Annotated in this window: 16 protein-coding genes; 3 read left to right on the top strand and 13 right to left on the bottom strand. The window is 64.6% G+C overall.

The window, feature by feature from the left end:
* Positions 1-49: 49 nt before the first annotated feature.
* The 4 genes from QFZ70_RS06610 to QFZ70_RS06595 are packed head-to-tail and all read right to left on the bottom strand — an operon-like array spanning position 50 to position 4,192.
* Entirely contained in the window at positions 50-337 is a 288-nt protein-coding gene (locus QFZ70_RS06610) for a DUF3253 domain-containing protein (protein ID WP_307097817.1), read from the bottom strand.
* 11 nt (positions 338-348) lie between these two features.
* Entirely contained in the window at positions 349-1,446 is a 1,098-nt protein-coding gene (locus QFZ70_RS06605; RefSeq protein WP_307094628.1) for an NADH:flavin oxidoreductase/NADH oxidase, read from the bottom strand.
* Positions 1,446-2,438, bottom strand: coding sequence for a tetratricopeptide repeat protein (locus QFZ70_RS06600; RefSeq protein WP_307094627.1), 993 nt, complete (start codon positions 2,436-2,438; stop codon positions 1,446-1,448). The genes QFZ70_RS06605 and QFZ70_RS06600 overlap by 1 nt, the downstream gene beginning before the upstream one ends.
* Before the next feature lie 53 nt (positions 2,439-2,491).
* Positions 2,492-4,192: a hypothetical protein gene (locus QFZ70_RS06595; RefSeq protein WP_307094626.1), complete on the bottom strand. Its 1,701-nt coding sequence runs from the start codon at positions 4,190-4,192 to the stop codon at positions 2,492-2,494.
* Positions 4,193-4,383: 191 nt separating this feature from the next.
* Here QFZ70_RS06595 and QFZ70_RS06590 point away from each other — a divergent pair, with 191 nt between their 5' ends.
* Positions 4,384-5,694, top strand: a complete 1,311-nt coding sequence (locus tag QFZ70_RS06590; RefSeq protein WP_373461546.1) for an AI-2E family transporter — start codon at positions 4,384-4,386, stop codon at positions 5,692-5,694.
* Between the two features lie 39 nt (positions 5,695-5,733).
* Here the strand turns inward: QFZ70_RS06590 and QFZ70_RS06585 are convergent, their stop codons facing one another.
* Complete coding sequence (locus tag QFZ70_RS06585; protein ID WP_307094625.1) at positions 5,734-6,531, bottom strand: alpha/beta hydrolase; 798 nt, start codon at positions 6,529-6,531, stop codon at positions 5,734-5,736.
* 34 nt (positions 6,532-6,565) lie between these two features.
* Positions 6,566-6,922 (bottom strand): ATP/GTP-binding protein, encoded by a 357-nt coding sequence (locus tag QFZ70_RS06580; protein ID WP_307094624.1) that lies wholly within the window; start codon positions 6,920-6,922, stop codon positions 6,566-6,568.
* A 113-nt stretch (positions 6,923-7,035) separates the two neighbouring features.
* Here QFZ70_RS06580 and nucS point away from each other — a divergent pair, with 113 nt between their 5' ends.
* The gene (gene nucS / locus QFZ70_RS06575; RefSeq protein ID WP_307094623.1) at positions 7,036-7,731 is read left to right on the top strand and encodes an endonuclease NucS; all 696 of its coding nucleotides are present in this window, start codon (positions 7,036-7,038) and stop codon (positions 7,729-7,731) included.
* A gap of 325 nt (positions 7,732-8,056) precedes the next feature.
* Positions 8,057-8,260, top strand: a complete 204-nt coding sequence (locus QFZ70_RS06570; protein WP_011692441.1) for a cold-shock protein — start codon at positions 8,057-8,059, stop codon at positions 8,258-8,260.
* 161 nt (positions 8,261-8,421) lie between these two features.
* Here QFZ70_RS06570 and QFZ70_RS06565 read toward each other — a convergent pair whose 3' ends face one another.
* From QFZ70_RS06565 to atpA, 7 genes are all read right to left on the bottom strand, one after another.
* Positions 8,422-10,965: a bifunctional lysylphosphatidylglycerol flippase/synthetase MprF gene (locus QFZ70_RS06565; RefSeq protein ID WP_307094622.1), complete on the bottom strand. Its 2,544-nt coding sequence runs from the start codon at positions 10,963-10,965 to the stop codon at positions 8,422-8,424.
* Complete coding sequence (locus QFZ70_RS06560) at positions 10,962-12,272, bottom strand: alpha/beta hydrolase family protein (protein WP_307094621.1); 1,311 nt, start codon at positions 12,270-12,272, stop codon at positions 10,962-10,964. The genes QFZ70_RS06565 and QFZ70_RS06560 overlap by 4 nt, the downstream gene beginning before the upstream one ends.
* A gap of 5 nt (positions 12,273-12,277) precedes the next feature.
* The gene (locus tag QFZ70_RS06555) at positions 12,278-12,709 is read right to left on the bottom strand and encodes a DUF2550 domain-containing protein (protein ID WP_307094620.1); all 432 of its coding nucleotides are present in this window, start codon (positions 12,707-12,709) and stop codon (positions 12,278-12,280) included.
* Positions 12,710-12,719: 10 nt separating this feature from the next.
* Positions 12,720-13,004 carry a F0F1 ATP synthase subunit epsilon gene (locus QFZ70_RS06550; RefSeq protein WP_013601509.1) on the bottom strand — a complete coding sequence of 95 codons (285 nt, stop codon included), beginning with the start codon at positions 13,002-13,004 and terminating at the stop codon, positions 12,720-12,722.
* Between the two features lies 1 nt (position 13,005).
* Entirely contained in the window at positions 13,006-14,460 is a 1,455-nt protein-coding gene (atpD, locus tag QFZ70_RS06545; protein ID WP_307094619.1) for a F0F1 ATP synthase subunit beta, read from the bottom strand.
* Positions 14,461-14,541: 81 nt separating this feature from the next.
* Positions 14,542-15,432: a F0F1 ATP synthase subunit gamma gene (locus QFZ70_RS06540; RefSeq protein ID WP_307094618.1), complete on the bottom strand. Its 891-nt coding sequence runs from the start codon at positions 15,430-15,432 to the stop codon at positions 14,542-14,544.
* Between the two features lie 73 nt (positions 15,433-15,505).
* The gene (gene atpA, locus QFZ70_RS06535) at positions 15,506-17,143 is read right to left on the bottom strand and encodes a F0F1 ATP synthase subunit alpha (protein WP_307094617.1); all 1,638 of its coding nucleotides are present in this window, start codon (positions 17,141-17,143) and stop codon (positions 15,506-15,508) included.
* Positions 17,144-17,219: the final 76 nt, after the last annotated feature.

The following is a 17,219-nucleotide window of genomic DNA, read 5'->3' as shown; positions in this document are numbered from 1 at the left end:
GAGGAGTAGTAAAAAAGGCGTAGAACCACCCGCAGCGGGCCGCGCGTTGCTAGCGCACTTTGCGGATCCGGATGGGTCCTTTGGCGGTGGAGGGATCAACCACCGAACCGCCTTGGGTGATCTCCACCTCGCCGGCATCAACCAGCCGCCGGGCAGCTTTGCGGGCAGGCTCCATGAGGTCGCGCCAATTTTCGTCGCCCACGGCACGGGCAGCATCCGACGGGCAGATGGTGGACGTTGCAGCCCTGGCGGCCAGAAGTTCCAGGATGGCCGCTTCCAGTTGCAGGTCGACTCCGTGGCCTGCGGTTTGACCCTTGTCGTGCTGCGCGGTTGCCATCACAGCGGCATTCAGAAGGTGCGCCGCGGGACGGCGCGCTCGTACTGCGGTGCCCACTTAATGTCATGGCCCAGTTCGAAGGCCGCGCGCAGCCACCAGTGCGGGTCCCGAAGAGCAGCCCGGGCAATAAAGACGCCGTCGGCCTGTCCGGTCGCGATGGCATGTTCGGCCTGGCCGGCAGAGGTCAGGAGGCCGACGGTTCCGGTGGGCACTCCCGCTTCCCTGCGGATGGCCGCGGAGAACCCCGTCTGGTACCCGGGACCGGCCTTGATCTGTTGATGGGCCACCGCTCCGCCGCTGGAAACGTCAACGAGGTCCACGCCGTGCTCCGCCGCCTCCTGTGCCAGCCGTACGGAAGCCGCAAGGTCCACCCCGCCATCGGCCCAGTCACTGGCCGAGATCCTCAGCAGCAGGGGCATGGAGTCAGGAATCACAGCCCGCACCGCATCAACCACTGAAAGCATCAGACGGTTCCGCCCTGCTTCATCCCCGCCCCAGGTGTCGGTCCGCGTGTTGATCAGCGGGCTCTGGAACTGGTGCAGCAGGTAACCGTGCGCCGCGTGGATTTCCACAGTGTCGAAGCCGGCCTCAACGGCGCGGACGGCGGCGGCCGCGAAGTCGCTGATCACTCCCGTGATCTGTTCCCCGCTCATCACGGCGGGCTCGGCATAGCCGTCGAAGGGTGACGCTGAAGGCCCTGCTGTGGTCCACCCGCCGTCGGACTCCGGAACACTGCCGTGCTTCCCGGAAAAGGGCCAGTACGTGGAGGCCTTCCGGCCGGCATGGGCCAGCTGGACGCCAATTTTTGCGTCCGCCGCACCGTGACGGTGCACAAAGGATGTGATCCGCTGCCAGGCTTCGGCCTGGGCATCGTTGTAGAGGCCGGCGTCGCGGGGGCTGATCATGCCCTCGTGGTTGACGGCGGCAGCCTCCGTGAGGATCAGCGCCGCGCCGCCGGCGGCGAAGGAGCCCAGGTGCATCAGGTGCCAGTCGTGCGGAACTCCGGGCGCGGCGTCGGCATCGCAGCTGTACTGGCACATCGGCGATACCCAGCCGCGGTGCTGCAATTCAAGCGACCGAAGCTTCAGCGGCTCGAACAGGGCGGACATTAGAAAAGAACCCGTGCGAGTGCCTGGCGCGCCTTGGCCACGCGCTCATCGGCTGCGCCCACCACGTCGAACAGCTCAAGCAGGCGGACGCGGGCAGTCTCGCGCTCCGGTCCGAAGTTCCTGCCAATGAAGCTGACCAGGCGGTTCAGCGCGTCCTCCACGTGCCCGCCCGCCACATCCAGGTCAGCGACGGCAAGCTGTGCCTGCAGGTTGTCCGGCTCATTGGCTGCCTGGGCGCGGAGCGCTTCGCTGTCCTGGGCTGAGAGCGGCTGGAGGCGCTCCATCAGCTCCACCTGGGCCAGCCCGGCCTTCGCCTCGTGGTCGGCAGGCATCTCGTTCAGTGCCTGCCGGTAGGCGTCTGCAGCCGCGGCGTAGTCGCCGGCTTCGATGGCGTCGAAGGCGGCCTGGTGAAGCGGCGGCAGCGGGGCGGGCTCGCCTTCCTGCGCGGCGCCGCCGCCGAGGCTGCCGGTCACGCCATTTGCCGCAGCCACCTTCAGCAGTTCATCCAAAAGGCCGCGGACCTGCTGTTCGTCGGCACCGCCCTGGAAAAGCGGCACCGGCTGGCCCTTGAGCACTGCTACGGCGGTAGGCACGGCCTGCACTTGGAACGCCTGGGCAAGCTGAGGGAAAGCTTCGATGTCGGCGGCTCCGAGGACCAGCCTGCCGCCATAGCTGTCCACCACGCGTTCCAGGACATCCAGCATGGTTGCGGATTCGGGCGAGTAGGAGGCCCACAGGGCGAAAACCACCGGCACCTGCGCGGACAACTCCACCAGTTGCTGGAAGTTGCCCTCGGTCACGTTCACTACCAGCTCGGGAGTACCGGGAGCGGCCCCGGGTTGCGCTCCCCCGGGCGCTTCCGGACCCGACGGCGGCGCGGAGGGGGCCGGGGCGGCGGGGCGCTGCTTCAGCGAGGAAAGGTCGACGGCGCCGCGCAGGTTAAGCAGGTTGGCAGCGGCAGGAGGGACTGGGCGGGAAGCTGGCGAACTCATGCTTTCCACTCTAGCCACTCCGGCCGCTGCCGGGGGTAATGCAGGTACGGCGTCTACTTGAAGCTGGCCCCCACCAGGCCGCGGGTGGCAGCCACAAGCTTCATGGGATCGGTGGAGCCTGCCGGCGGAACGTACACGGCCATGGACTCGGCGAAGCTCAGGACCATGCCGGTGGTGGTTTCCTTGCCGCCGGCGAGCGCCGCGGCATCGTCACCGATGCTGAGCTTGTCACCGGCGGCCTTCGGCGTCCCCTCGAAGCCGAAGTTGATCCGGCCCAGTACCAGGGCGCCGCCGTCGGCGGTGCGGAACACAATGGTGCTCTCGGGAACAACCTTGTGGGTGAAGGAGAAATTGCCGTTCTCTCCCGCCTTGACCACCTCTGCCTGGTAGGACAGGGTGTCCGCGATGTACGGCGAGGACTTACCCTCCACCAGCTTGTCCTTGAAAGGGGAATCGGCGCTGGTGAGGCGGTCGGCCAGGCCGGACATGGCCTCTTCGCCGCTGTACAGCAGCCCGGTCTTGTCAGTCGCTGCCAGCGTCTCGGTGCCGTCACGGTTGATGGTGGGGAAGGTGGTGCCGGGCTGGAGCGGGTTGGTTTCCACGAGCTTGTAGTTCTCGCGCGGAGATGACTGTACGAGCGTCAGCAGCTGCGGAACCACGTTGCCGTCGCCCTGGGTCACGGCAAGGACGGACCGGGGCCAGTCACGGTTACTGGTGACCACCGTGGTGAGGAGCTTGGTGGAACGCACGGGCATCCGTGCTTCGTAGGATCCCACCCGGGATCGGATCTTGTAGTTCTGGGTCCGGACTTCAAGCTCAGTGCCGCCAACGCGGCCGGCAAGCTTTTTCGCATCCTTTGCTGCGTCGCCTGCGTCCGCTGCGCTGGAGACCTGCTCCAGGATGCGGCGGAACTGGGCGTCGAGCAGCACCGGCGAGCCTGACTGATCCTGCGGGGCCGCCGAAGAATCCGGGGAAGGCGCGGGTGAGGTGGCACTTGCGGCCACACCGGTTCCGGCCACAACAGCAGCGGCAACCACACCGGCGGCGGCCATGGTCACCCGCGAGGACGAACGTGCCTCTGTCCTGGCACGGGCACGCTGGGCAAAACCGCTGCCCTTGCCGTTGCCGTCACCTTCGCCGTTGCGCTTGCGCAGGGAGAGCAACGCCAGGGCGATCCCGCCGAGGATCAGGAGCGAGCCAAGCACCATCAGCGGAATGGCCCAGGGGGTGGAAGTATCGTTCGGGAACGTCATGGAAACGGAGGCAGGAGCAGGCTGGGTCCCGTCAGAGGCCAGCAGGAGGGTCCAGTCGCCGTCGGCCGGCGGTGTCCAGGAGTACTCCAGCTCACCGCTTGCGTTCTCGGTGGAAACCCAGAGGTCCGAGCCTGCGGGGTTGGGCGCGGTGGGTTCGCCGTCTGCGTGTTCCACCTGGAGCGACTTCCCGTCCTCGGAAACCCCCGTGACGGTGTTGTGCGCCGTCTTGCCCACCCAGGCGTCGACATCATCGGGACGCCCCGATGCCAGCAGGAAGTTGCCATCACCCTCGATATTGATCTTGACGGTGCCGCCATGAAGGGTGCGCAGGTTCTGGTCAATGACCGTCAGCGGCGCCGCCCCGGCATCAGCCGGCGCAGAGGCCGTGAAAGTCTCGGACGGGGCCCAGATGGTTCTCTGGCCGATGCCGGCCAGCAGTGTCAGGAGGCCGAGCAGCACGAGTGCGACTGCAGTCTTTAAACGCAAGGGAACACCTATCATCAGCGGGGGTTTACCCTCAATAGTAACGGTTTCGTTACCACGGCCCTTGTTTCCGGTGCCGGAAAGGCATCTTCCGTTGCCTGCGTGACGGGCACTTCACGGGTGTTGACAAGGCTGCTGATAGTGTTTGCGATGATCATCACACCCGCCCGCGCCAGCGGCGCCACGCACTGAACAGGCCCCACATCCCAGTGACTGACAAGACGGACGAGTCCTCCGCGGCACACGAGAAACCAACGGGTGCTGAGCCTTCGGCAGGCGCTCCCCAGGTCCCTCCGCCGGTCCGCCGGAGAGGGGCGGCCACCGCGGCCCTCGGACTGGTGGTGCACCGCCTTCGCCAACCGCTGCCCGGGGCCCAGCCGAGGCTCCGCTTCGAAATGCCGCCGGAATACTCCCACCAGGAGAAACAGGTTGGCGAAGAGTCAGGCGAGGTCGAACCCCAGTTCGGTGATCCAGGCCCGCGCATGTCGCCCCAGCACCCCCTGTACATGGGTTTTATGGGCACCGTGGGCGTGGGCCTGGCCCTGCTTGTCTACTGGATCGGATCCAACACCACGCAACTGCTGCTGTGGATTGTGGCCGCGCTGTTCATCGCACTCGGCCTGGAACCTGTGGTCAGCTGGCTGGAGAGCCGCAAGATCCCCCGCCCGGCCGGAATCCTGGTGTCCGTTACAGTGCTGGTAAGCGCCGTCGTCGGATTTTTTGCCACCCTGATCCCCACGATCGTGGAACAGGTGACGCAGGTTGTCCAGCAGGCACCGGTCTGGGTTCGGGACTTTATTGATTCAGACTTCTTCCGCAGCCTCGATGACCAGTTCGGCGTCCGGGAGCGGATTACCGAGGAACTGGACAAGTTCGTCAACGACCCCGCGGCAGTGGGCGGAATCTTCGGCGGCGTGGTGAGCTTCGGGTCAACCGTGGCCAACGGCCTGTTCGGCACCTTGATTGTGCTGGTGCTGAGCCTGTACTTCCTGGCCGCCCTGCCCGCAATGAAAAAGTGGGGGTACCGGCTTGCACCCCGTTCCCGCCGGGCCCGGGTTGAGGCTTTGTCCGAGGAGATCACCCGATCGGTGGGCAACTACGTGATCGGCCAGGCTTGCGTAGCCCTGCTTAATGCCACCTTTGCCTTCATCGTGATGTCCATCGTGGGGGTTCCCTTCGCCCTTTTGCTGGCGTTCGTGGTGGCCCTCCTTGCCTTTATCCCCCTGGTGGGCGGGCTGATTGCCGGTGTGCTGGTGGTCCTCATCGCGCTCACCGAAGACTGGCAGACCGCCATTGTCTACGCCATTTGCTACTTTGCCTACCTGCAGTTCGAGGCCTACTTCATCTCGCCGCGCATCATGCAGAAGGCAGTCGCGGTGCCGGGCGCGGTGGCCGTCATTTCCGTTATCGCCGGCGGCAGTTTGCTCGGCGTCCTCGGCGCCCTGATCGCCATTCCGACGGCGGCCGCCGTCCTGCTGCTGGTCCGCGAAATCTACATCGTGCGGCAGGACCAGCACTGACGTTTGGGGCGCGGCCGCCGGCCGCCCAGGTCAATACCCCTAAGCCGGGGCGTCGGCTGCCGGCCCGTCCCACACCTGCGGCAGGCTGGCGCCGGAACCTGCTTCGGTGACCTCATCCACGATCTCGTTCAGCACCCGCCCGGCGTACTTCTCCCCCACCCACAGATGCTTTGCGCCTTTGACCCCTACAACGCGGGCCTGGGGCACCAGGCTGAAGCGCCCGGCGGCGGCGTCCGGCTGCAGATAATCATCGTGCTCAGGCACCAGCACCTTGAGCGGTTTGCCGGACTGCGCCCACTCGAGCAGGTGCGCATCCTTGGCCCGGTGCAGCGGCGGGGACAGCAGAACCGCTCCCTCAATCAGCGAGGCGACCGGCTCCGTGGCCCCGTACATCAGGGCAAGTTCGGTGCCGAAGGACCAGCCCACAAGCCACCGGTTGGGCAGGCCGCGTTCGACGGCGAAGCGGACAGCTGCTTCCACGTCATGCCGCTCTCCCACACCTTCCTCGAAAGCACCTGTGCTGGTACCCCGCGGGGACTCGGTGCCGCGCGTGTTGAACCGCAGCACCGCGATGCCGGCCAGTGCAGGCAGCCGGTAGGAGGCCTTGCGGTAGACGTGGGAATCCATGAACCCGCCATGGGTAGGCAGCGGGTGCAGGGTAATCAGCGTGGCTTTGACCGGCCCGGACTCCGGCAGCGCCAGCTCCCCCACCAGGGTATGCCCGTCCTCCGTTTGCAGCTCCACGTTTTCGCGCCGCGCAGGCAGGACAGTGGAGGCACGGATGGGCGTGGGGCCGGTGGACTGGCTGAATTCGTACGACGCCGGATCAAAAGTCATGCCTGCCAGCTTAGCGACAGCTGCACCCCGCCCCTTACCGGTAGCGGTAACTACGGGTCATCCAGCAGTTGGTGTGCCAGTGGCGGCGCTCCGCCAGCCCGGCAGCAGCGCCGAAGAGGTGGTCATCCTTCCAGACCACCAGGTGGGCAACCCCCGGCAGCACTGCAGTGGAACACTCGGGGCAAATGTACGTCTTTTCAGCGTTCCTGGCCGTCATGGTGCGGACCATCCACTCGCCGTCGGGAGCGCTCTCCCGCCGCGCAATACCTGCCCGCGCACGTTCCAGGTCAAGCTCAGGAACCTCGCTGCTTCCCTTCCTTCCGGCCGCACGGGCCGACGCGGCTCCGGATTTTCCGGACACGGGACGGCGGGGTCGGTTGGAACGCGGCATGCATCCATTCTGCCCCAGCGCCGGCCAGGCCAGTCCCTGCCGGGCCGGCACCACTCCCCCTCAAGGCTTGCCCGGGGCGGAGGCCGGCGGCACCAGACGGTAGTCTGTACGGCGTGCGACTTGTCATAGCCCGATGCTCTGTTGATTACGTTGGCCGGCTCAAAGCCCATCTCCCCCTTGCCACCAGGCTGCTGCTGGTCAAGGCTGACGGCTCTGTCCTGGTCCACTCGGACGGTGGCTCCTACAAGCCCCTCAACTGGATGAGCCCGCCGGCAACGCTCCGGGTTTCTTCCCCCGAGGACGTTGACCTGGAACTGGGTGTCATCGAGCAGTGGACCGTACAGTCGGCCAAGACGGACGACCGGCTAATCATCAACATCCATGAGAAACTCAGTGACTCCTCCCACGACCTCGGAGTGGATCCCGGACTGATCAAGGACGGTGTGGAGGCGGACCTGCAGCGGCTGCTGGCGGAACAGATTGAAACGCTCGGTGAGGGCTATTCCCTGATCCGCCGCGAGTACTTCACGGCCATCGGCCCGGTGGACATTTTGGCCCGCGACTCGGGCGGCGGCACCGTGGCCATTGAGCTTAAGCGCCGCGGCGACATCGACGGAGTGGAGCAGCTCACCCGGTACCTTGAGTTACTGAACCGCGATCCGCTGCTTGCCCCGGTCCGGGGTATCTTCGCTGCGCAGCAAATCAAGCCGCAGGCCAAGGTGCTCGCGAACGACCGCGGGATCGATTGCGTCACCCTTGACTACGATGCCATGCGCGGCGTGGACGACAGCGAGTCCCGGCTTTTCTGACTGCCGCTTTTCAAAGCGCTCGCGACCCAGGCAGCGAGCCTTCCTTTTGGGCTCCATTCGGCCCTGACAAGGTCTTTCAACCGTCTTTTTACCCAAAATTTGTGCGTTTCTCCGCCCAAACCGTTGACCTCCGCGGAGCAGCGTGAAATTCTTATCTCAGTCTTTGTGTAGGTGTTTTTCATGCTCGCAAGACATGTTGCGAGTGCGAAGCTCCTGCAGCGCCGGTCCCTTTACCGGACGGCAATCCAGGATTCTTCTCACGGAGTGACCAAGGCCGGCACGAGGTGTGCCGATCTTAAACAAGTTCCACAATGAGGAGAAATAAATGGCACAGGGAACCGTCAAGTGGTTCAACGCTGAAAAGGGCTTCGGCTTCATTACCCCGGATGACTCCGATGGTGATGTCTTCGTGCACTACTCGGAGATCCAGACCGGTGGCTTCAAGACCCTGGACGAGAACCAGCGTGTTCAGTTCGAAATCGGTCAGGGCGCCAAGGGCCCCCAGGCTACCGGCGTGACGCTGGTCTAGTCCCCGCCGCCCGGCCGCGTCAATGCGGCCGGCAGCGAAACAATGATCCCCGGCAATTATGCCGGGGATCATTTTGTTGAATTGCGGGTTTCATCCCCACGGCAGCAATGGGCGTTCCCGGTTCGCCGGAGCGTACATTTGTTGGTGCTAATTGGAGGGGTTCACTTCACCAATTTGCGGACCAGGCGGGCACCCTGCGGAAGGGAAAGCCCTGGCAGGTAGGCGCGTGTTAAAGCGCGGCCAATAGCGGGCAGGTGCAGCGGGTCCTGATAATACAGGTATAGGGCGCGGTACTCCGGTTTGAACCGCGACTTGAATGCCGCCAGGGAACGGAATCCATATACCGGTTCCAAGGCGTGTCCCACCAGGTCGAGGATCCGGACAAGGTTATCCGCCCTGCCCTCCCCGCCGGAATTATCAGCGGCTCCGGGGACGTTTGCCAGCGGCGAACCCGAGAGGGATATGACCTCCACTGAACTGCGCAGCTCGAGCACAGCAGAAGCGATGAGAAATTCCATCACCCCCGGGAATCCTTCTGCTCCACGGCGCATGACGTCCAGAGTCCGGCTGACCAGGGTCCCGCCGGCGTAAACCGGCAGCCAGCTGGTCATTCCATGGACGGTGCCGTCTTCGTCAACGGCGAGGCAGCACAGGACCTCCGGGTCATCAAGCTCATCAATGCCGCCCAGGGTGAAGCCCATCTCAGGGACGGTCTTTCCAGCCGCCCATTCCTCGGAAACTTCGCTCAGGCGTGAGCGCAGCGCGGCGGGCAACGAGGCGTAGGAGCCCCACACAGCTCTGACCCCGAGCTTTGCCGCACGGTTCAGCGCAGTCCGGACGTTCTGCCATTCCTTGCCCCGAAACTCGAGTTCGCGGATTGCCAGCCGTGTCTCCTGCGCTACGGCAACCCGCGAAAACCCGCGCTCCTGGAGCATGGGCCAGAGCGTGTCGTCGCAGGAGTAAAGCGCAGGGATCAGGGCCTGCCGGCTGCAGTGGGCCATAAACCCCGCAGCAACGTCCTTTTGGCACTGCGCCGGACCGAAGGCTCCGCCAAGTGTGAGTGCCACGCTGCCGTGCCGCTGGAAGGCCACCGCGCCCTGGCCGTCGGGACTGAACCAGTACTCATTGGGTTCCCAGAGTGCCATCCAGGACAGCGGTCCACCGCCCTGGTGGAGCAGGTTCCGTGCCTCGATCCGGTCCTGCCGCCCGGAATCGTTCCCATGGTGCCCGCCCAGCAGCGCCCACCACACAGCCGCCAGCGCAATCACCCAAAACACCGGTCCGGAGTACGCAAAAAGGACAGCCTCCACGCTGTTCCGGTCAGCGAAAACGCGGTGGTAGTGCTCTGGGATGGGAACCGGGACGTACTGCCGGGCCAGCTCCGCGAACAGTCCCAGCAGGCCGCCGTCGCGCGCTAATCCGCCTGCCCAGAACCAGGCGCCCGCATAAGTGCTTGCAAGGAGAAGCCACGTTCCTCCCACCACCAGCGCCAGTGTCCGCCGGGCGGACGGGAGCGTCTGCACACGGAACTGCCGTCGGTTTAACCACAGGAGCACCGCCAGCAGCAGGGGTACGACAACCAGCGGAAGCACGTGGGCAAAGGCAGATCCCATGGGCGGGGCGGACGGTCCTTGCAGCCGGGACGGAACCAGGGCGAACAGCGCCAGGTAGACGGCCGCGAGCCCCGTCACGGCGAGCTGGATGGCGAGTGCGATATTCAGGGCAAGCCGCCGGCCGCGGCGCATGCCGTCCGCGCAAATCAACAGCAGAACCACCGGAATTACTGCAAGCGCAAGGCCGAAGGGGCCCGCAAAGCCTGCCCTGCCGGCCTCAAGGCAGGATGCTTCCACAGTGGCACCGCAGTTGAACACCAGCTGGCTGAGCGTAGGCATGGGGTTCAACACCACGTCGCGCAGCAGCGCCAGCGGACCCGTAGGTGCCCGCGCTATTCCCGTGAGGATCGGACCCACAGCGAAAACAGCCACGGTAAGCGCGAGCAGGTTTCGGGTCTCCCTGCCGGTGGACCTGTGCCGGTGCAGGTGGCCATGGTCGCCCTGGATCCACCACCCGGCCAGGAGTCCCAGGACGGCACCAAGCAGCCCGATGACGGTCTCTGCATGCCCCACGTAGAGCACCAGCAGAAGCGAGATGGACAGCACGCCTGTGCGCAACCGGCGCTGCCACAGGACCGGCAGCCTTCCGCTGGCCGCGAGTACCGCGGTCAGGACTGCCGGATAGGGTCCAAGCAGGACTTCATCGGCCATCCGGTCAAGCCATCCGTCGCCCACGTAGCCTGCCAGCTGGGTGAGCAGCAGGAACAGCGTAACGGCAGCGAACTGGCCTCCAAAAAAGAACGCGGCCGCTGCCGGTGTTCCCATCCTTCGTTCGGCAGGGCCCAGCAACAGCAGGATCATCAGGGACGCGGCAACGTAGGCCATCGGGTTGGTGGCGAAAAAGAGGCTGGTGAACAAGGACCACCAGTTGCCCGCGCGCAGCCCCGGTCCGCTCACTCCCGCCGCATCCAGCAACTGCTCCGCCGGCCCGGCGACGTAGCTGCCGGTGGCGGCCCCGCCGGCGAGGAACACCGCAAGCACGGCCACGGAGAACGGCATCGACTTCAGCGTGCCGATGATCCGCTTCAGGGCGGGGCGTCCCACCGTTGTCCACGCCAGGGACGCTGTGCGGACCTCCTTTCCGGAGCTCACTGCTGGAGTCCCCACCTGTCGGCCAGGAACTGGAGTGCATCGGCAATCCGCTTGGAGGACGTATCCCACGAGTGTCCGGTGTTTTCCACCTCGTGGGCACGCACGGTGAAGCCGGCCTCCCGGGCCGCCGCGGCCAGCGTGTGAAGGTACGCCAGGAATTCGTGGTCGTCCTGTCCCGCCGTCAGGTACACACCGCTGGACTCGAAGCGGCGTTCTTTCATGATGGCAAGGGGCGTCTGGCGCTCAAACGCGTCCGGCTCCCCTGGGAAGGCCGCATCGATGGTCTTCTGCCGCTCCTTGGCGATGGCCGGCTCCGCTTCCCCCGAGAAGGAGAGGACGGACGGGTACAGCCCGGGGTGACGGGTTCCCATCTGCAGGGCGCAGGTGCCGCCGAAGGAAAACCCGCCGATGGCCCAGTGGCTGTGGTTGACGTCCACCGAAAGGGTGGCACTGATCCATTCAGGCACATCACGGGAAAGGTATGTATCGGCCTTTGCGATGCGGCTGTCCATGCACATCGTGTTGGCGGACTGGGAACCGTTCGGGTCGGGCACCACCACCACTGGAGCGACGCCGCCGTGTGAGCGGGCAAAGGAGTCCATGTGGTCCTGCAGGGTGCCGCCAGTGACCCAGTCAGCGGGGCCGCCCGGCTGGCCGGCTACCAGGACCAGCACCGGAAGCGCGGGGCGGTTTTGCGAGAAATAGGCGGGTGGCAGGTAAATATAGGCGTCCCGCGTGTTCATTCCGGACAGGGTGCCGGGGATGGCAGACTTGCGGAGAACTCCCCCGTCCGGCAGCTCACCCTGTGGTGCCCATCCCAGGAGGGGAACGGCGTCGTCCTCCCCTGACTGGCGCATCAGGTCCGGCTCGAGGGTGGGGATCCGGGCCACCGCCGTGCCGAACAGGTCACTCACCGTGCGGTTGAGTCCGTAATAGGCATTGACCTGGACCGATGCAAGGGCCACCACCAGGAGTACTCCCGCCACGCCGGTGGCGCGTTGGCGCCAAGTGCTCCGGGGCAGCCGAAGCAGGAAGAGGATCACGGCGGCGACACCCGTCACCACCCACAGCAGCACCGGATCCGGAATGTTGTCCGGGAACACGGAGAAGACGTTGATGAGAGCCCAGTGGACGGTGGCCACCAGGGCGAAGGCGACGGCGGCAGCGGCGATGGTGCGGAAAATCCAGCGCCGCGCGCGAATGCGGGAAGGCGGCGAGAGGAGATACACGGCGCCGGCCAGGCCCAGCGCGAGCGACACCCAGTAAAGCGCGCCCTCGGTGAGCCGGAGGTTGAAGAACCAGTCCACCGCGGCTAGCGCCAGGTGCCCACGCCGATGACCGGCCCGGCCTCAAGCCAGGACGAGAGACCGGCATAGGCGTCGAATTTCATGGCAAGGCGAAGGTCGTGCCCTTCGTACCGCAATTCAACAATGACGACGTCGGGCTGAACCTTGACGGCCTCGGCTTCAGTGGGCTTGCGGCGGCCCAGCAGCTCGAGCGAGTGCCGCCTGAACTTGTGCTTGGGGCGGACGCTCAACGAGAGCAGACGAAACCACTCAAGGTCGTTGTCCTGATAACGACAAACCCCCATCTGCCAGCTGTTTCCAGCCATGCAAATGGAGGCGTCCACCGTGCCGAGGGCACGCCGCAGGTTGAAGCGGCGCACCCCCGAAAGGCACAGTGCAAAGATCAGCAATCCAAAAGCGATTGCCATGGCGATGAACGGAATAGTCGGTGCGTCCATCAAGGTGGTGCTAGCGGATCCCAGCGGTAGCCGAGCCGCCCAGGTGGGCGTTGTCAGCAACAATAACCACGCGGTTGTTGTCGACGGAGAAGAATCCACCGTCCACATCTACGGCAATACGGTCACCGGACACCGGCTGGATGGCCAGCTCACCCTCGGCCAGGATCGCCAGCAGGGGCGAGTGGCCGGGCAGGATTCCGATTTCACCATCGCTGGTGCGGGCCTTGACCATCTTGGCCGCTCCGGACCACACGAAGTGGTCCGCTGCGACAATCTCAACCTCAAGCTCAGCCATATTACTTGGTCTGTTCCTGGATCTTGGCCCACTGGCGCTCAACGTCATCGAGGCCCCCGACGTTGAAGAACGCCTGCTCCGCAATGTGGTCGAGCTCGCCGTCGCAGATGGCGGTGAAGCCTTCGACGGTGTCCTTGATGGAAACCGTGGAACCCTCGACGCCCGTGAACTGCTTGGCGGTGTAGGTGTTCTGCGAGAGGAACTGCTGGATGCGGCGTGCACGCGACACGACGATCTTGTCCTCTTCGGAGAGTTCGTCAACGCCGAGGATGGCGATGATGTCCTGGAGTTCCTTGTTCTTCTGCAGGATCTGCTTCACACGGACAGCCGTGTTGTAGTGGTCCTTGCCGATGTACTGGGGATCCAGGATGCGGGAGGTCGACGTCAGCGGGTCAACGGCCGGGTACAGACCACGGGAGGCGATTTCACGGGAAAGTTCCGTGGTGGCGTCGAGGTGTGCGAAGGTCGTGGCCGGAGCCGGGTCGGTGTAGTCATCTGCGGGAACGTAGATGGCCTGCATCGAGGTGATGGAGTGGCCCTTGGTGGAGGTGATGCGCTCCTGCAGGAGACCCATCTCGTCTGCCAGGTTGGGCTGGTAGCCCACAGCCGAAGGCATACGGCCGAGGAGGGTGGAAACCTCGGAACCTGCCTGGGTGAAGCGGAAGATGTTGTCGATGAAGAGCAGCACGTCCTGGTTCTGCACATCGCGGAAGTACTCCGCCATGGTCAGGGCCGACAGTGCCACGCGCAGGCGCGTTCCCGGCGGCTCATCCATCTGGCCGAATACAAGGGCGGTGTCCTTGAGGACGCCTGCCTCTTCCATTTCAACCCAGAGGTCGTTGCCCTCACGAGTACGCTCGCCAACACCGGCGAATACCGAGGTACCACCGAAGTTGCGGGCAACACGGGTGATCATTTCCTGGATCAGAACGGTCTTGCCCACGCCGGCGCCACCAAACAGGCCGATCTTTCCACCCTTGATGTACGGGGTGAGAAGGTCAATGACCTTGATGCCGGTTTCCAGCATCTCGGTGGAGCCTTCGAGCGAAGCGAAGCTCGGAGCCTTGCGGTGGATGGGCCAGCGTTCGCTGATCTGCAGTTCCGCCTCGGTAACGTCCAGGGGCTGGCCCAGGACGTTGAAGATGTGGCCCTTGACGCCGTCGCCGACGGGTACGGAAATCGGGGCGCCGCTGTCCACTACGGACGTACCGCGGACAAGTCCGTCGGTGGCCTGCAGCGAGATGGCGCGGACGAGGTTGTCACCCAGGTGCTGGGACGTCTCGAACGTGATGGTCTTGGTCTCACCGTTGAGTGTGATCTCGGTGGTGAGTGCGTTGTAGATGGACGGGATTGCGTCAGCCGGGAATTCGACGTCGACAACCGGGCCGATTACGCGCGCAATGCGGCCGGTGGCACCGGACGTTGCGGCTACGTGTTCGGTAGCAGTGGCAGTCATCTCTCTCACTTCACTCAGTAGATGGCGTGGATTTAAGTTTATCTGTGGTGGTGCAGGTCCAGCGGAACCGGGCCGTGCAGGCTAGGACGCGAGGGCGTCTGCGCCGGCAACGATCTCGGACAGCTCCTGCGTAATTTCAGCCTGGCGGGCCGTGTTGCGCAGACGCGTGTACTTCTTGATGAGGTCCGTGGCGTTGTCGCCCGCGGACTTCATGGCCCGCTGGCGTGCAGCAAGCTCGGAAGCCGCTGCCTGCAACATGGCCGCGAAGATGCGTGACTCGATGTAGCGCGGCAGCAGAGCGTCAAGAACACGCTCGGTTTCCGGCTCGAACTCGTACAGCGGCAACAGGTCCGATTCAGAAGCGGCCTGCTCCTCCACTACTTCCAGCGGAAGCAGGCGGATGACCGTGGGCTCCTGGGTGACCATGGACTTGAATCGGGTGTACACCACGTGGATCTCATCCACGCCGCCCTCTTCAAAGTCGGTTGCGAAGTCTGCCAGCAATGCTTCGCCGACTTCACGCGCGGTAGTGAACTCGGGTGCGTCGGTGCCACCGGTCCAGACCCGCGAGTACTCGCGGTTCCGGAACTCGAAGTAGGCCTGCGCCTTGCGTCCGACGAGGTACGTCTTAACTTCCTTGCCTTCAGCGTGGAGCAGCTCGTTGAGACCCTCCACCTGCTTCAGCACGCTTGCCGAGTAGGATCCAGCCAAGCCACGGTCCGAGGTGATTACCAGGACGGCGGCACGGCGGATCTGCTCCGGCTCAGTGGTCAGCGGGTGGTCGATTTCGCTTTGGCTGGCGACAGCAGAAACGGCGCGCGTGATCGCGTTCGCGTAAGGCAGTGAAGCTGCTACGCGCGCACGGGCCTTGCCGATGCGCGAGGTAGCGATCAGTTCCATCGCCTTGAAGATCTTGCGCATCGACGTGGTCGAGCTGATCTTCTGGCGGTAGACCCGAATCTGGGCTCCCATACTTATCCTTTCCTAACATTCCGTAGACCGGGTGTGCCGGACCCTTAGGGCCCGGCACACCCGGTCAGTGGAATTAGCGCTTCTGCTTGACGATTTTTTCCTGGTCGACATCGCCCTCGGAGATAGCGCTGTGCTCCTCGTGGCCGGCGCCTACCAAGTGGTTGTCACCCTCACCGAAGAAGCCCTTTTTGAAGGCCACAATGGCGGACTTCAACGCTGCCGCGGTGTCGTCGTCCAGCACGTTGGTCTGCGCCAGCGTGGTCAGGATCGAGGACTTGTGAGTGAGGTGCTCCAGGAACTCCGACTCAAAGCGGCTGATGTCCTCAACCGGCACGTCATCGAGGTAGCCGTTGGTGCCTGCCCAGATGGACACAACCTGGTTCTCCACCGGGAACGGCGAGTACTGGCCCTGCTTGAGCAGTTCCATCAGGCGTGCACCACGGGTGAGCTGCTGGCGTGAAGCGGCATCCAGGTCCGAGGCAAACATGGCAAATGCCTGCATGTCGCGGTACTGGGCGAGGTCCAGCTTCAACGTACCGGAAACCTTCTTCATGGACTTCACCTGTGCGGCACCGCCCACGCGGGACACCGACACACCAACGTCAACAGCAGGACGCTGGTTGGCGTTGAAGAGGTCCGACTGGAGGAAGATCTGGCCATCGGTGATGGAGATAACGTTGGTCGGGATGTAGGCAGAAACGTCGTTTGCCTTGGTCTCGATCAACGGCAGGCCGGTCATGGAACCCGCGCCCAGCTCGTCGGAGAGCTTTGCACAACGCTCCAGCAGGCGGGAGTGCAAGTAGAAGACGTCGCCCGGGTAGGCTTCGCGTCCCGGCGGACGGCGGAGCAGCAGCGAGACTGCACGGTAGGCCTCAGCCTGCTTGGACAGGTCATCAAACACGATCAGGACGTGCTTGCCGCCGTACATCCAGTGCTGGCCGATGGCCGAGCCGGCATACGGTGCGAGGTACTTGAAGCCTGCGGGGTCGGAAGCGGGAGACGCCACGATGGTGGTGTACTCCAGTGCGCCGTTGTCCTCGAGGGTCTGGCGGATGGCGGCAATGGTTGACGCCTTCTGGCCGATTGCCACGTAGATGCAGCGGACCTGCTTGGTCACATCGCCCGAAGCCCAGTTGGCCTTCTGGTTGATGATGGTGTCGATCGCAATGGCAGACTTGCCGGTCTGGCGGTCACCAATGATGAGCTGGCGCTGGCCGCGGCCGATCGGAATCATGGCGTCGATAGCCTTGAGTCCGGTCTGCATCGGCTCGTGCACCGACTTGCGCTGGGTCACACCGGGAGCCTGAAGCTCCAGTGCGCGGGTGGTCTCGGCCTTGATCTCGCCGAGGTCATCGATGGGCACGCCCAGCGGGTCGACAACGCGGCCGAGGAAGGCGTCGCCCACGGGCACGGACAGAACCTGTCCGGTGCGGTGGACTTCCTGGCCTTCTTCGATGCCGGTGAAGTCGCCGAGGATGATGACGCCGATTTCGCGGACGTCAAGGTTCTGGGCGAGGCCCAGGGTGCCGTCCTCGAAGCGCAGCAGCTCGTTCGCCATGACCGAGGGAAGGCCCTCAACACGGGCGATGCCGTCACTAGCGGTGGTTACGCGGCCGACCTCTACGCGCTCTGCGTTTCCGGGTTCGTAGGACGCCGCGAACTCGTTCAGCGCATTACGGACGTCGTCGGCGTTGATGGTCAATTCGGCCATCTGCAGTCCCTGCTCTCCTGTTTTGTGATCACCGTTGTCCACGATGACCGGGGTTTCTATCAGTTTTGTTGTGCTT

The organism is Arthrobacter sp. V1I9 (genome assembly GCF_030817075.1).
GTDB lineage: Bacteria > Actinomycetota > Actinomycetes > Actinomycetales > Micrococcaceae > Arthrobacter.
Note: the sequence above shows the minus strand (reverse complement) of the source record. Positions and strands in the feature narration are given on the sequence as shown.

What these genes read in the sequence shown, in the direction of transcription:
- QFZ70_RS06610 (WP_307097817.1), bottom strand. Translation starts at nt 337, where the DNA reads ATGGCAACCGCGCAGCACGACAAGGGTCAAACCGCAGGCCACGGAGTC.
- QFZ70_RS06605 (WP_307094628.1), bottom strand. Translation starts at nt 1,446, where the DNA reads ATGTCCGCCCTGTTCGAGCCGCTGAAGCTTCGGTCGCTTGAATTGCAG.
- QFZ70_RS06600 (WP_307094627.1), bottom strand. Translation starts at nt 2,438, where the DNA reads ATGAGTTCGCCAGCTTCCCGCCCAGTCCCTCCTGCCGCTGCCAACCTG.
- QFZ70_RS06595 (WP_307094626.1), bottom strand. Translation starts at nt 4,192, where the DNA reads ATGATAGGTGTTCCCTTGCGTTTAAAGACTGCAGTCGCACTCGTGCTG.
- QFZ70_RS06585 (WP_307094625.1), bottom strand. Translation starts at nt 6,531, where the DNA reads ATGACTTTTGATCCGGCGTCGTACGAATTCAGCCAGTCCACCGGCCCC.
- QFZ70_RS06580 (WP_307094624.1), bottom strand. Translation starts at nt 6,922, where the DNA reads ATGCCGCGTTCCAACCGACCCCGCCGTCCCGTGTCCGGAAAATCCGGA.
- QFZ70_RS06570 (WP_011692441.1), top strand. Translation starts at nt 8,057, where the DNA reads ATGGCACAGGGAACCGTCAAGTGGTTCAACGCTGAAAAGGGCTTCGGC.
- QFZ70_RS06555 (WP_307094620.1), bottom strand. Translation starts at nt 12,709, where the DNA reads ATGGACGCACCGACTATTCCGTTCATCGCCATGGCAATCGCTTTTGGA.
- QFZ70_RS06550 (WP_013601509.1), bottom strand. Translation starts at nt 13,004, where the DNA reads ATGGCTGAGCTTGAGGTTGAGATTGTCGCAGCGGACCACTTCGTGTGG.
- atpD (WP_307094619.1), bottom strand. Translation starts at nt 14,460, where the DNA reads ATGACTGCCACTGCTACCGAACACGTAGCCGCAACGTCCGGTGCCACC.
- QFZ70_RS06540 (WP_307094618.1), bottom strand. Translation starts at nt 15,432, where the DNA reads ATGGGAGCCCAGATTCGGGTCTACCGCCAGAAGATCAGCTCGACCACG.
- atpA (WP_307094617.1), bottom strand. Translation starts at nt 17,143, where the DNA reads ATGGCCGAATTGACCATCAACGCCGACGACGTCCGTAATGCGCTGAAC.